This is a genomic window from Micromonospora sp. CPCC 205539, from assembly GCF_036906815.1.
Classification (GTDB): domain Bacteria; phylum Actinomycetota; class Actinomycetes; order Mycobacteriales; family Micromonosporaceae; genus Micromonospora.
Map to the genome: position 1 here is coordinate 61,255 of NZ_JBAKHW010000022.1, position 13,551 is coordinate 74,805.

At 72.4% G+C, this 13,551-nt stretch carries 9 protein-coding genes; 5 read left to right on the plus strand and 4 right to left on the minus strand.

All coding sequences use genetic code 11. From position 1 onward, the window contains the following. Nucleotides 1-173: 173 nt before the first annotated feature. The 3 genes from V6V47_RS20410 to V6V47_RS20420 all read right to left on the minus strand — a co-directional run bounded on the left by V6V47_RS20410 (nt 174) and on the right by V6V47_RS20420 (nt 4,209). Nucleotides 174-1,136, minus strand: a complete 963-nt coding sequence (locus V6V47_RS20410) for a hypothetical protein (protein WP_334629898.1) — start codon at nt 1,134-1,136, stop codon at nt 174-176. A gap of 166 nt (nt 1,137-1,302) precedes the next feature. After that, on the minus strand, nt 1,303-2,694 hold the full coding sequence (locus tag V6V47_RS20415; RefSeq protein WP_334629899.1) for a serine hydrolase domain-containing protein: 1,392 nt from the start codon (nt 2,692-2,694) through the stop codon (nt 1,303-1,305). 12 nt (nt 2,695-2,706) lie between these two features. Next, nucleotides 2,707-4,209: a hypothetical protein gene (locus V6V47_RS20420; RefSeq protein ID WP_334629900.1), complete on the minus strand. Its 1,503-nt coding sequence runs from the start codon at nt 4,207-4,209 to the stop codon at nt 2,707-2,709. 129 nt (nt 4,210-4,338) lie between these two features. Here V6V47_RS20420 and V6V47_RS20425 point away from each other — a divergent pair, with 129 nt between their 5' ends. The 4 genes from V6V47_RS20425 to V6V47_RS20440 all read left to right on the plus strand — a co-directional run bounded on the left by V6V47_RS20425 (nt 4,339) and on the right by V6V47_RS20440 (nt 6,223). Then, nucleotides 4,339-4,743: a GNAT family N-acetyltransferase gene (locus V6V47_RS20425; RefSeq protein WP_334629901.1), complete on the plus strand. Its 405-nt coding sequence runs from the start codon at nt 4,339-4,341 to the stop codon at nt 4,741-4,743. 84 nt (nt 4,744-4,827) lie between these two features. After that, nucleotides 4,828-5,136, plus strand: a complete 309-nt coding sequence (locus V6V47_RS20430; RefSeq protein WP_334629902.1) for an ArsR/SmtB family transcription factor — start codon at nt 4,828-4,830, stop codon at nt 5,134-5,136. Next, a complete protein-coding gene (locus tag V6V47_RS20435) occupies nt 5,133-5,666 on the plus strand; it encodes an SRPBCC family protein (RefSeq protein ID WP_334629903.1) in 534 nt (177 codons plus the stop codon). Before V6V47_RS20430 ends, V6V47_RS20435 begins: the two co-directional genes overlap by 4 nt. A 26-nt stretch (nt 5,667-5,692) precedes the next feature. Then, nucleotides 5,693-6,223 (plus strand): DUF6817 domain-containing protein, encoded by a 531-nt coding sequence (locus tag V6V47_RS20440; protein WP_334629904.1) that lies wholly within the window; start codon nt 5,693-5,695, stop codon nt 6,221-6,223. Here V6V47_RS20440 and V6V47_RS20445 read toward each other — a convergent pair. Beyond that, nucleotides 6,182-9,205 (minus strand): MXAN_6230/SCO0854 family RING domain-containing protein, encoded by a 3,024-nt coding sequence (locus tag V6V47_RS20445; RefSeq protein WP_334629905.1) that lies wholly within the window; start codon nt 9,203-9,205, stop codon nt 6,182-6,184. The two genes, V6V47_RS20440 and V6V47_RS20445, sit on opposite strands and share 42 nt — an antisense overlap. A gap of 206 nt (nt 9,206-9,411) precedes the next feature. Between V6V47_RS20445 and V6V47_RS20450 the strand changes: the two genes are divergently transcribed. After that, entirely contained in the window at nt 9,412-13,494 is a 4,083-nt protein-coding gene (locus V6V47_RS20450; RefSeq protein ID WP_334629906.1) for a CHAT domain-containing protein, read from the plus strand. Nucleotides 13,495-13,551: the final 57 nt, after the last annotated feature.

Consider the following 13,551-nt stretch of genomic DNA (forward strand, 5'->3'; position numbering starts at 1 on the left):
ACCGGCCGTTCCGCCTGCGCCTCCCCGACAGCGCCGCGCCGTAAAGCCATTCACCATGACCATGTCTGAACCCCCCGTGAGACGGAGTAAGGGTATGACAGGCATTAGAGGTGATTAGGGCATAATCGGAACAAAGTGGTCAAATACCGACAGGTCAATGAGCTTCGACGGAGCTATCTGTCCCGGTCGTCGGGGAACCACGCCGCCAGGGCGTGCCGGTCCCCGGCGTCAGCCGGCGATTCCCCCTCCGCTGGCACGCCGGCCTGGCTCCGGCGACGCCGGAGCACCCAGGCGAGCAGAAGCAGCAGCAGGACACCTCCGAGCCCCGGCCCGATCAGGTGCATCGGCAGGATGACGACGGTCGCCATCGCGCTACCCGGTGAGCCATCCGGATTCGACACTGCCACGGTCACCCGGCAGACGCAGGCCAGGGGCGGGTCGTCCCAGCGGGCGCTGACCTGCCGACTGGCGTCGCGTAGCAGCGTGAAGTCGCCAAACGTCACGTCCTCCCCCGCCACCTGGGCCCGCAGCCGATCCGCCGCGACGAAGTCCCGGTGCAGGGTGCCGACATTGCGTACCGTCGCGGTGAGCGCCAGCGGTCCGCGCGTCGCGAAACCGGGTACGCCGAGCTTGGCCACCTGCACCGAGTCCACCGCCTCGCCCGGCACCGTGACGTAGACCGGCGCTCCGACACTGCGGCGCACGCTCAACCCGGGCGCGCCGGCCGGCGGTGAGGTCGAGAAGATCACCGCGACCTGGTGCTCGCCGGGCTCGGCGGTCGACGGCACCGCGATCCGGACGTCCACCGGCGTGGCCGACTGGGCGGCGAGCCGGAGGCGCTCCGGACGCACCGTGACCCAGTCGATGGCCGTGTGCGGCGCGTCCGACTGGAAGATCAGATCTCCCTTGGTGTCCACCAGGAAGCTCGCGGTTCGCATCGACACGTCGATCGCGGTGCGGCCTCGGTTGGTCACGGTGAACCGCCGTGGATGCCCGATCTCGTCGGCCGGCACGACCATTCGGCTGGGGGTGACGGTCAGCGAGAAGTCCGATTGGTCCGGTGGAGCGGGGCTCATCGGCACGCTCGGTGTCAGTGCCAGCAGCAGCGGCAGCACTCCGGCTGAAATGTGAAGCAAGGTCTGCACCTGTCCGGGGTGGATTAGGGCAATATGGCAGCTTTCATCCTAACTGGAGCTGCCGCTGAGGCGGCCGACCTCGCATGATCGACACGGTGCCGGCGATGTCGCGGTGACCCGCCGTCGACGAAACCCCGATGTCGGCGACCTCGGGGCCGCCGTTCCGTCAACGCTGGCGGATCGGCGGGGTCGGCGGTCTGCCTGACCCTGGGCGACCGGGCCGGTTCGGCGCGGCCGGCGGGGCGAACGAGCGGGCCACGACATTGGCGGTGGCGACGCGTACCGGGTCGGGGTTGGCCCAGCTCCAGTTGGGGTGGGCCCGGTTGGTGAGCAGGACGAGGACGAGCTTGTGGGCGGGGTCGACCACCAGCGAGGTGCCGGTGAAGCCGGTGTGCCCGAAGGTGGCCGGGCGGCTGAGCTCGCCCATGAACCAGGGCTGGTTGAGCACCACGCCGAGCCCGTGATCGGCGGTGCGGTGGGGTCGGTCCGGGTCGATGGCGGGCAACCCGGCGTTGGCATTGGTCACCATCCGACGCACGGTGCTCTCGGCGAGGATCCGGCGTCCGGCGTAGATCCCGCCGTCGAGCAGGAGTTGACCGATGACGGCGACCTCCTGTGCCGTGCTGAAGATGCCGGCGTGCCCGGCGATACCACCGAGATGGTTGGCGACGTCGTCGTGCACGACCCCGCGCAGCAGGCCGCGCGAGGAGCGGGCGTCGGTGGCGACCATGCGGGCGGCCTGTTCCGTGCCGCTGACCCAGGTCTTCGGGGTGAAGCCGGTCCATTTCAGGCCGAGAGGGTCGGTCAGTCCGCTCTTCAGGGCCTGGTCCAGGCGTTGGCCGGTGACCTTCTCGACGAGCTTGCCGGCGACCATCAGGCCGACGCTGGAGTAGCGGAACACCCGACCGGGTTTGGCGCCGCTGACCAGCGGAGTGGCCAGGACCGCCTTCCACTTCTCGGCGAGGGTGGGGTAACCGGTCACGCTGGCCCCGACGGGCAGACCACTGGTGTGCGCCAGGAGCATCGCCACGGTGACCGTCGACTTGCCGGTGCCGGTGAACTCGGGCAGATAGCTCACCACCGGCGCGTCGAGATCGAGGCGCCCCTTCTCCACCTGCTGTAGGACGAGGATGGCGGTGTAGACCTTCGTGAGCGATGCCAGGTCGAAGATGGAGTCGGGACGCATCCGGACACGCTGCGCCGCCGGCAGAAGCGTCGGCCCGGCACCGAACCGAAGCGCCTCACCGACGGTCGCCTGCGCGCTCGTCTGCCCGCCGGTCAGGGTGAGCGCCACCGCTCCCGCGTACGCCGGGTGCAACGGATTCTGGCTGGTGGGTTGCAGGTGGACGCCGAGGAGGGTCGTCAGCCGCTGGCCGACCGTTGGCGCCTTCCGGACCACGGGACCGGTGGCCGCCGCGGCGCCCTGCCCACCGGCCGACGCCACCGGTGTCTGCCACGAGCCGGCCTGCTCCGCCGAAGGCTTCGCCTGGCAGCCGGTGAGCGCCGCAGCGGCGGCGGAGAGCCCGAGGCCGAGCATCGAGCGGCGATCGATAAACACGGCAGGATCATGTCATCCCGGAACGAGGATCTGCCTCATCTGTTCGACGGAGAGGGCGGGGTTGGCCGCGGCGGCCTCGGCCAGTTCGGGGTCGTCGAGGAGCGCGGCGATCCGTGGTGCCGGCAGGCGTGGGCAACTCGCCATGGCCTGACGGACTGCGGCGTCGGGATCGGCCGTGAGTCGGTCGATGAGCGTCGGGTCGGCGTACGGATCGAGGGCGGCGAGCTTCCGCACCGCGGGGTCGGCGTCCTCGGCGAAGCGGGCCAGCCCGTTGACGGGGAACTGCGGCAGCTCGGCGAGCCGGTCCCGGCCGCAGTTCTCGTACTCCCGGTAGCAGCGCAGCAGCAGCGCGGGCGGGGCGGCCGGGTGATGCTGGGCAAGCAGCACCCGTACGCCGAGGTCGGGGTCGTCGGCGAGGATCGTGACAAGCTCCACCGGCAGTCGGTCGTCGCGGGCCGCTCGGCGCCGCAGCAGCGGGTTGACCGAACGGGCCCAGCGCAGCGAGTCGGCGACCTCCGGCACCGTCGCGTCGCGGTACGGGCTTGAGCAGCGCACGTCCGGGTGGCCGAAGTGGCCGTCACCGGGCACCGTGGTCACGTCGATGTCGATGGCGGCCCGCTGCTGCTCGGTGAGGCCGGGATGGATCGACACCTCGGTACGGACCTGGATCGCCGGGTCGGCGGCGAGCCGGGCGATCTGCTCACGGGTCAGATCCGGGCGTGTCGCGAGCCCCTGACGTACCGCCGGCTCCGGATGCCGCAGCAGCGCCTCGACCACGTCCGCCGGGGTGCTCGGATTGGCGGCCACCACACTGATCGCCATCGCGTCGTCGCTGCTCACCACCTGGTCCACCAGCGCCCGGGACAGCCGGCGACGCAGCACCTGCCACAGCGCGTGGCAGTGCTGTGCCGGCAGATCGGCCGGCTCCATCACCTGCTCCCGATGGGCGACGTGCCGGGTGGCGGCCTCGCGGACCTCCGTCGCCTCGTCGGTCAGCAGCGCCTGCCGCGCCGGCTCGTCGAGCACGTCCAGGAAGCCGGCCACCTGCCGGCGCACTCCCGGCCGGGGGTGCGCGGCGGCCAGCCGGATCAGTCGCCGGCCGTACCGCATGATCATGAACAGTTCGCCGATCAGCTCCGCCCGGGTCATCGGCGTGTCCGGCGGCGGTTCGCCATCGAGTTCGGCCAACAGCCACACCAGCACCTCGTCGGAGAGCGGTCGCTGCCCGGGACGGCCGAACGCCCGCAGCCTCACCCGCCAGGCCGGGTCCGCCAGGAGCGTGGCCCTGATCTGCGGATCGACCTGCGCGTGGCTCGCCAGCGCGCCTCGGATCAGGGGCGAAGGGTGGCGCAGCATGGCGTCCTGCACCAGCGGTGGGAGTTCGCGGCGATCCACCAGCCCCGCGGCAGCCTCGTCCGGCCACGCCTCGATCAGCCGGAGCAGGACGCCGACCGGTGCCGCGGGATTGCGCGCCAGCCCCCGCGGTGACCGAGCCGGCCGACGTTCATTGATCATCGACAAGACACTAGCCCGCGGATCTGGACGCACGGCTCCGGATTTGCCGCCGCGGGCGGTGTGATCGGATGCCACGCGGGGCTTGGCGTTGAGCCGATCAGCTCCACGGGACCAGGGGTGAGGAGACCGGTGGTGGTACGCATTCGCCAGTTCGGGTGGGACGACTACGACGCCGTCACGGCGGTGTGGGCCGCGGCGGGCCGTGACGTCGTACCCCGCGCCGAGCTGGAGGCCAAGCTCGCCAGGGATCCGGAGCTGTTCCTGGTCGCCGAAGCGCACGGCGCGGTTGTCGCCGTGGTGCTGGGCACCTACGACGGGCGACGCGGGTGGATCCTCCGACTCGCGGTCCACCCAACCCACCGCCGGCGCGGGATAGCCAGTCGGTTGGTGGACGAGTTGGAGCACCGCTTCAGGCTCCTGGGCTGCCCCAGGATCAACCTGCTCGTCCTGCCGGACAACGCGGCCGGGCTGCGGTTCTGGCAGGCACTCGGCTACCTGCCCGCGCCCGATGTGCTGTGCTCGAAGCCGTTGTAGAACGCCGCACGCTAGCAGCCGACCGCCGCCGCCTCGCCATCACATGCTTTGACATTCATATGAACGTGAAGGCATGGTTGCGGGGTGGACGGATTCACCCTGATCGCGGATCCCACACGCCGTCGGATCCTCGACCACCTCCGCGTCGAGGAGTGTGATGTCGGAGGCCTCATCCAGGTCCTCGGGCTGCCGCAACCGCTGGTGTCCAAACACCTGCGAGTGCTGCGCGACGCCGGCGCGGTCACGGCGGTGGTCAGTGGCCGGCGTCGGGTCTACCGGCTGGGCGTCGACCCGTTACCCGACGTGCTCGCCTGGATGACGCCCTACCACCGGATGTGGGCCACCCGGCTCGACCGGCTGGCCCGAGCACTCGACGAAGAGGAGACATCATGACCGACTCGACCGATCCCATCAGCGCCGAAATCGCCGGGCAGGCCCCGGACGCGACCGTGAGCGACGTTGCCGGCCGCTGGGTACTGACCATGACGCGTGACCTACCGCACCCGGTCGACCGCGTGTGGCCGAAGCTCACCGAACCCGACCAACTCAAACTGTGGTCGCCCGTGGTACCGGACCGGCCCCTCACCTCGGTCGGGCCCGCCACGTCGCGCGAAACCCCACAGGACCAGAGCATCGACGCGGAGGTCCTGGTCAGCGAGCCACCGCATGAGCTCGTGCATCGCTGGGGCGGTCATCTTCTCCGATGGACCCTCACACCGACGCCGACCGGATGCCGACTGACACTCGCGCACACCTTCGACGAGCGCGCCGAGCGAGGGATGTACGCCGCCGGCTGGCACATCTGCCTCGCTGTGCTCACGGCAGTCGTCGACGGTCACGATGTCGACCGCGTCGTGGGCAGCCGCGCCAACGACTACGGCTGGTCAGCGCTTCGAGACCGGTACGACGCGACCCTCGGCTGAGCCCGCGCCGGGCTAAGGTGCACGGCGTGGGTAATGAGGTCGACGTACGGGCGTGGTTGCGGGACCGCGGTGCCGAGACGATCGAGCACCCGGGCGGGACCCTGTTCGCCCACCTCTGCCGGGTGCAGGCCCGCCTCGCCGAGCTGGGGCACGACGCCGATGTGCAGTCGGCTGGCCTGGCCCACGCCGCGTACGGCACCGACGGCTTCGACCTGGCCCTGCTCGACTGGAAGGACCGGTCCACGCTGCGGGAGCTCATCGGTGCCGACGCCGAGGCGCTGGTCTACCTGTACGGCGCCTGCGACCGTGGCCGGAGCTGGCAGCGGCTCGCGACGACCCGCGAGGTCGCCGACCGCTTCACCGGCCAGGTCGTCCGACTCGACCCCGCGCAGCTGACTCCCTTCATCGAGCTGAGCATTGCCAACGAGCTGGACGTGATCGAACAGGACCACACCCTCGCGGACAAGCACGGGGAGTACTTCCGCAACCTGTTCGCCGCCTGGGCGACGGCCACCTCAGCGCCACTCGCCCAGCACATCCATCGCCTGCTCGGCTGACCCCGTGCGGCCGGCGGCGTCCAGCTCGGCCAGCAGGTCACCGGCGCGTAACACGGTCCACCGGTCGTCGGGCGTGCCGGTCACCGTGACCACGGTCGAACCCGGCCCGACCGGGACGCTCGAACCGACGGAGGGGACCAGCCGGTCGAGCGCCTCGCGATCGACGGCGCCGACCAGCACCGTACGGTCGGTGAGGTCGGGCAGTTCGCGGATCTCGCCGGTGCCGGCCGACGCCGCCGCGCGCACGGCGGCCACGTCGGCCGGCACCTCGGTGTACGTGCGGTCCGGGTGACCGACGAGGATCCGGTCGGCGCGCCCGGCCGCGTGCCACGCCAGCAGGTCGAGGACCGTGGCGCGGTGACCACCGAGGAAGTGCTCCCACTGGTCGGCGGCGGCCCGGGCGAGCTGGTCACCGTGCCGGGCGACGCTGTGGCCGTACCCGCGGCCGGTCAGGGTCAGGTCGGTCCAGAGCAGCCGCCGGGAGGGCAGGTCCAGGACCATCGGCATCAGCATGCGGGCGTTACCCCGCAGGTCGAACCGCTGCGCGACCCGGGCCCCGTCGAACTGCTCCCCGTCACCGAGGGGCAGCATGAGCCCGGCGATCGCCTCGGTGAGGGCCTCGAACGGCACGGCGTTGTAGCTGAGCACGCTCGGCACGACGTAGTGGACGCCGTGCTCGGCGAGACCGGCCAGTCGGAGATCCAGGAACTCGGTGGCCCCGAGCGGGGCCGGGGCCGAGGTGAGGTCGCCGGAGTGGACCGCGCCGTCCTCAGCGAAGCGCAGGTGGGTGTAGTCGCAGTGCCCGACGCGCTGCCAGTCCCGGTCGAAGAACACGCAGGAGAGGTCGAGGTCGACGTCCGTGCCGCGGGGTTCCTCCCAGTGCAGGAAGAGCCGCAGCACCTCGACGTCGGGCAGCACCCGCGCACTGCCTCGGGGCCAACCGGCCAACTGGGCGGAGGCGGCCCGCTCCCGCATCGGCGCCGGCACCTCGCCGAGAGCCGCGTCGAGCACCGCCACATCGAACCGGTCGAGCCGTGCGGCCCGGGTGGTCAGCTCGCCGTCGACCACCTCGCGTGCCGTGGCGATCGCCGTGGCGGGCAGCGGCGGACGCCGCTCGGGCTCGGTCCAGGTGGTCACGACACTGCCACCGGGGAAGAAGACCCGCCGGGGCATGCCCGGCCCGGGCCGGCCACCCACGATCCCGTCCGGCGACGCCGTCGCGACGGTCGGCACGTCGTCGGTCGGCACGTCGTCGGTCGGCACGTCGTCGGTCGGTGCGGGCGCCTCCGGCGGGACGACCGAGGTGTCACCGCGTAGGCGCTGCGCGGCGACACGGAGTGCCGCGCCCAGGCTGCTGGCGAGCGCCGTCGCGCCGATGTCCTGCTCGGACTTGCGGGCCTGCGCCGCCGCCCGCGCCCGTGCGGTCGCCGCCAGTTGGGCGGCCGTCGCCCGTACCGTGTCGGCGCGGCCGGCCAACTGGGCCGCCGCCGCGGCGAGCACACCGGGCGCCACCCGGGCCGCGGTCCGGCGCAGGGCCGTCTCGATCGCCGCGTGTGCGGCCGGGTCGTCGCCAGCGGCCCGCAGCAGGTGGTCGAGCCGACGCCACAGCTCACCCGGGCGTTCGGTGAGCAGGCGAACGGCCCCGGCCACGTCACCGGCGGCCAGGGCCGCCTCCACCAGCGACGCGTGGGACCGCAGGCGGACCGTGACCGTGTCGTCGGAGTGCACGGTCAGGACGAGGTGGCGAGGCTCCCGGGCGCAGGCCGCCTCGATGGCCGCGCCGAGGGCACTGGCGCGGGCCGTGCGGGTGCCCCGCAGCGCGGCGAAGGCGACGGCCGCCGCCGGGTGCGCGGCGACCTTCTCGTACGGGTGCAGCCGTTCGCCGAGGCGCTTCCAGATGGTCGGGTGCCGGTGCAGGTCCTCCGCAGCGATCGCGGCGCCGCAGGCGTCGAAGTGCGCGAGAGCCGCGCGCCGCAGCGGCCTGGGCAGGGCCCGCACCCGGCTGACCGGCACGGTCACGACGGGATGATGGCTCGGTCGCCAGCTCGCACCCGGAGCGTGCGACTCGTCGACCTGCCGAGGCAGGATCAATCCCGGATCCCCACCGGAGTACGCCCACAGCGTCCGCGCCACGTCCGTCGTGGTCGACCACCGCGCTCGGGCCGCCGCGACGAGGTCGCGGTAGCCGGGGGTGAGCGCCGTGGCGTGCAGCGCCCCGGCGATGACCACCGCGAGGGTCTCCCGCGCGGGCACCACCTCGGGCAGCCAGTCGAGGCGGCCCGGCGCGGTGGCCGTGACCACCACCTCCAGGTCGGCCCGGTCGGCCTCGCTCAGCGCGGCGGCGCGGGCGACGAGCTGATCCCGGAGCCGGACCGCGGCGCCGACCGGGTCGGCCTCGAGCCCGGCGAGACGCATCGGCAGCGTCGGCGTCGTCTCGATCGGCGCGATGGTGCGCCACCGCCCCAGCCGTCTCGGAGCGGGGGGTTCGACGATGGCGAGGTAGGTGTTGTCCGCCGCGAGGCGGCGGCCGCAGATGGGGCACGCGCTGACCTGCTCCGGCGGGAAACAGGACGGACAGACGAGGTGGCCGCAGGGGTCGAGCGGTGCGCCGCCGTCCTCGCGGCCGCACAGCACGCAGGGCGCCCCCGGCACGGCGAACAGGTGGGTGAGCAGCCGCCGCACGTAGACCGCTTCGACGTCGCGCGGAGTGTCGGGGAACGAGCGGTAGAGCGGAATCATCCGCCGATCGGCGCCGACCAACTCGTCGACGCTCGCCAGCAGCCAGTCGGCCCACCGGACCCGTACCGCTGGCGGTAGCCCGGCCGCCGCGGTGCGCAGGTCGTCGCGCAGCAGCCAGCCGCGCTCGGCAAGGTCGGCCTCCAGCGCGGCGACCCAAGCGGCGCCGTCGGCGGGTGCGGCGCCCGTGCCCACCACGGCGACCCGACTGGTACGCCGCAGCAGCACCACGGCCAGCGGATCCATGCTCGCGACCTCCCCAGAACGAAGCGGTGGGCGGAGGGTCGCGACGCTAGATTTCCAGGAGTTGAGAAGGAAGCACCGCGGGGAGCCGCCCACCGCGGCCAAGATCCTACGTGCCGATCCCCTTGTGCCTCAACGGAATTCCGGGGCATGGCACGCGGTCACCAGCCCACCATGGGCCGTCTATTCCGCCTGGCATGCTGTGGCGCATGACAGGCGGAATCGATCGGATTCTCATCTCCTACGCACCTGATGACGCGGTGCACGTCGACGCCGTTCGGGATCTCTGGATCCTGCTCCGGGCCCGGGGTCTGGACGCTCAGCTGCTCTCCGCGTCCGCGGAACTCGCACCCGCCGAGCTGGCCTCGGCCGGGGCCGTCGTGCTCATCGGATCGCCGCTCTACCGCGAGGTCGCCGCGGCCGACGACCCGGGCGGATTCGATCCGGACCTGTGGCAGGCCGCCCACGCGATCAGGGACATCGTCGACGGTGACGAGAAGTCCGGCGCGGCCGTGCTGCCGGTGCTGCTGCCCGGCGCCACCGAGGCCGACCTGCCGGCCTTCCTGCCCGGGCACGCCGGCCCACTGCACCACGTACGCGCGATGAACGAACGTGGGGCCGCCGACCTGGTCGAGAAACTGCGCCAGCGGTGCGGGACGATGGGTGCCGCGCCGCGCCACGAGCTGAGCGTGTCGGTAAGTGTCGAGGATGGCCGCCTGCGCAGCACCGCCACGCTCGCCGGCACCGTCCTCTGCGTACGGAACGAGCCGCTGCCGTTCGGCCGCGACGAGGTCTGGACGCTGTTGGACCTGCCGGACGCCGAGGCGCGGTTGGCGCGGTTGGGGCAGCGGCTCTCGGCGGCACTGTTCGACGCCGACTCCCTCGACCAGCTCACCACGCTCGTCACGACGGCCGACGAGGGCACGGTGGTCGATGTCGCGATCAGCGGCGACGGTCCGGCCCACGAGCTCCCGTTCGAGATGATCCGGCTCACCGACCAGCGGGTGCTGGCCACGGCCAGCGGGGTGCGCTTCACCCGGTCGGTCACGGGTGTCCCCGCGCCGGCCAACCCGCCCACCCCCGGTCCGCTGAAGATCCTCGTCGCGGTGGGCGCGCCCACCCAGACCGAGAACCCCGCGCTGGACGTCGAGGCCGAGATGCAGGCCATCGTCAGCGTGATCGGTGAGCTCGGCCGGGTCGAGGTCACGATCCTCGAGGTGGCCGGGCCGGAGGAGATCGCCGAGGCGCTGCGGCGCGACGCGTACCAGGTGTTGCACCTGTCCGCGCACGGCTCCCCGTACGGGGTCGAGCTGGAGGACCGGGAGGGCAACGCGGTCGACGTCCGGGCCGAGGACCTGGTCCGCGTCCTGCGCCGCGGCGGCCGTCCCCTTCCGTTGATCGTGCTGTCCAGCTGTGGCGGCGCGGCCGACGCCGACACCGGGCTCGCGACGACCCTGCTGCGACACGGCGCGGACCGGGTCATCGCGATGCAGACCACGGTGACCGACACCTACGCGACCCGACTGCTCACCAGCGTCTACCGGACGCTCGCCGAGGAGAACACCTCGGTGGCCACGGCACTGGCCAAGGCCCGGGCGGAGCTGTTCGACGAGGCGGTGCGCGCGGAGACGCCCAGCCGGCCCGAGTACGGGGTGCCGACCCTGTTCGCCGCCTCGGACGGCCCGTTGCTGGACCGCACGGCGCGGTCCGTGCCGCTGTCCAACCCGACCGAGTTGCCAACCGGCGTCGGGGTACGGGAACTGCTCCTGGGTGAGCTGGTCGGCCGGCGAGCGGAACTGCGGATCGTGACGCAGCTCCTACGCGACGACATCGCGTCCGGCGGGCAACCCGCGCTGGTCAACGGGGTCATGTTGACCGGAGCCGCCGGGATCGGCAAGACGGCGCTCGCCGGCCGGACGGTCAACCGCCTGCGGGACGACCTCGACGATCCGTGGTCCATCGTCGTGCAGGGCGGCAGTTGGAACCCGCCGGAGCTGATCGCGGCCGTCGCCGCCACCCCGGCCGGGGCGGCCATCCGCGACCTCGATGACGAGACGGCCGCCTTGGCGGCGATCACCGAGGCCCTGCGGACGGAACGTCTGCTGCTCGTCTTCGACGACTTCGAGCAGAACCTCACGCTGGGCGGCGACGACTTCCTGGACCCGGTCTTCGCGGCGGTCTTCGCCGACCTGTGTCGGGCGGCCGAGCGTGGCAAGATCCTGCTGACCAGCCGCTACCCCGTGCCGGGTGACGTGCCGCTGGCACGGGTCGAGGTGCCGCCGCTGAGCGACGCGGAGCTGCGCCGGATGCTGCTGCGCCTGCCGGGTCTGCGGGAGCTCGCGTCCGACGATCGCGAGTCGGTGGTACGCGCCGTCGGTGGCCATCCCCGCCTGGTGGAGTTCGCCGACGCACTGCTTAAGGGCAGGGATGGTCAGGCACGGTTGCCCGAGGTGACAGAGCGCCTGCACCGGCTCGCCGAGCAGGAGCAGGAGCAGGAGCAGGTCGATCTCATCCGGCCCGGAGCGGGCACCTCCGATGCGGCCGAGGCGGCCCGCACGGCGATCGTCCTCGGCACCCGGGACATGCTGCTCGGTGAACTGCTCGAGCTGCTGAGCCCGGCCGAACACGAGGCGTTGTTGCAGGCAGCGGTGCTGCGGGTGCCGCTGTCCGGGGAGGACCTCGCGTTCGCCGTCCACGTACGGGAGCCCACCGCGGACGAGGTGGCCGCGATGGACGCGTGCCTCTTCCGGCTGCAGGGCCTCACCCTGGTCGTTGGAAGCGGCGAGGGGCTGCTCGTGGAACCCTGGCTGCGGGAGGCCCTAACGCCCTTGCAGGGCGAGTCACGCATCGAGCGGCACGAGCGGGCCGCGCTGCTGTGCCAGCACCTGGTCGAGGCCGAACGCGCCGGCTTCGAGACCCTCACCGAGGGTGTCTACCACCTCCGGGTCGCCGGCCGGTTCGACGAGCTGGCCACGTTCGCGCAGACGCTGCTGCCGAGTCTCGCCGGTGAGCTGACCGTCGCGGCGTTCCTCGGCGAGGTGACCCTGGACTTCCCCGTCGCGCATCCCGCGTACCTCGACCTCACCGGTCGCGAGCGGGACGCGTTGGAGGCCATCGGCAGCACCGCCGCCGCCGCGGCCAAGGGGCAGGACGTGCTCGACCTGCTGTCCAGCGTGGCCGGACGCGACCCGCAGGCGCAGCTCGACCTCAGCGCAGCGCTGGACAGCCAGGGTCGGCTGACACGCCGACTCGGCCAGCTCGACGAGGCGCGTCGCCACTACGAGCAGGCGCTCGCCATCGACCTGCGACTGGGCCGGTCGGATCCGGACGACCTGCAGTACCAGCGCAACGTGGGCCTGAGCTACCAGAAGGTCGCGCAGGTGGCCCTCGACATGGCGGACCTCGACCAGGCCCGTACGGCGGCGCAGGAGTCGCTGGGTATCCACCAGCAGCTGGTGGAGGCGAATCCCGAGCACCCGATCCTCCGCCGCGACCTGGGTGTCAGTCTGGGCACGCTCGCCGCCGTGTTCCGCACCGACGACGCGGCAGCGGCTCGGCAACTGCTCGAAGACGCTCTGGGGATCTGGCGCGACCTGGTCGAGTCTGCCCCGGAGGACCCGGATCTGCAGGACAACCTCTTCGACACCGTGAGCGCCCTGGCGGACATCGTCGGCGAGGCCGACGACGACGCGGAACGGTTCCAGCAGCTCACCGTCGAAGCCGCCGCGATCGTGGAGAAGCTGGCCGCCGCGGCGCCGGACACTGTCGCCTTCCAGCGCAAGCTGCTCGCCGCGTACTGGCGCCTCGGCGACATGGACCTCGGCGTCGACGACGTCACGTGCGCGAAACAGCATTTCGTGGGCGCGCTGGCCCTGGCCCAGCGCCTGGCCGACACCGACCCGGACAGCGTCGACGCCCAGCGTGACCTGGCCACCGCCTTCCGCCGGATGGCCGACTTCGCGGTCGCGAACGGCCGGCCCGAGGAGGTGCGCGGCAACCTCGAGCGGTCGCAGGATGTCGCGCAGGGCCTCGTACACCGCAACCCGCGCAACAGCGGGTTCCACCGCGACCTGGCCATGGCCTGCCAGATCCTGGGCGACTGGGTCCGCGACACCGACGACCCGGCACTGGCCCGCACGCTGTTCAAGCAGGCGCTGGCGAGCTGCCGGCGGTGGGCGACGCTCGACCCCGACGACCTCGAGGTCCAGCTGGCGCAGGCCGCCCTACACGACCGGTTGGCGGAGCTCGATCGGGCGGCCGGGCACCTGGGCCGGGCGCGCAAGCTCGGCTGACCGGCCCGCCGTTCCGATTGGTGTGAACCGGCCGTGCTCCTCGAAGGCGCGCCTGCC

Excerpts from the sequence above, each read along its gene's own strand:
- V6V47_RS20435 (WP_334629903.1), top strand. The coding sequence starts at position 5,133 with ATGACCGACTCGACCGATCCCATCAGCGCCGAAATCGCCGGGCAGGCC.
- V6V47_RS20420 (WP_334629900.1), bottom strand. The coding sequence starts at position 4,209 with ATGATCAATGAACGTCGGCCGGCTCGGTCACCGCGGGGGCTGGCGCGC.
- V6V47_RS20450 (WP_334629906.1), top strand. The coding sequence starts at position 9,412 with ATGACAGGCGGAATCGATCGGATTCTCATCTCCTACGCACCTGATGAC.
- V6V47_RS20445 (WP_334629905.1), bottom strand. The coding sequence starts at position 9,205 with ATGGATCCGCTGGCCGTGGTGCTGCTGCGGCGTACCAGTCGGGTCGCC.